Source organism: Halorubrum sp. Ea1 (genome assembly GCF_002252965.1).
GTDB lineage: Archaea > Halobacteriota > Halobacteria > Halobacteriales > Haloferacaceae > Halorubrum.
Genome location: NZ_NHPG01000053.1, coordinates 270 through 537, shown reverse-complemented (window position 1 = coordinate 537; position 268 = coordinate 270). Strand labels below are relative to the sequence as shown.

Below are 268 nucleotides of genomic sequence, written 5' to 3'. Positions count from 1 at the left end.
CTGTCGCTCCTCGAAGTCGGCCGCTTCGCCCGACGCGCCGAGGATCGGCTTCAGGTAGACGAAGATCTCGTCGCCCATCGGTTCGAGCACGTCGGTCGTGACCGAGAACGTCCTGCTCGGGTCCTCGGCCTCGGCGCTGTTGCTCTTGAGGTAGATGTCCTCCGGACGGATGCCGAACTCCACCGCGTCGCCGGTCCCGACCCCGTCGATCGCCGTGGTGTCGAAGGAGATGGAGTAGCCGTTCGCGTCGAGAGTGCCGTCGCCGACG

General features: G+C 66.8%; 1 pseudogene. It reads right to left on the bottom strand.

What is annotated here, in order from left to right:
* Window positions 1-268, bottom strand: a pseudogene (locus DJ73_RS20240) (ABC transporter ATP-binding protein); the annotation flags it as partial.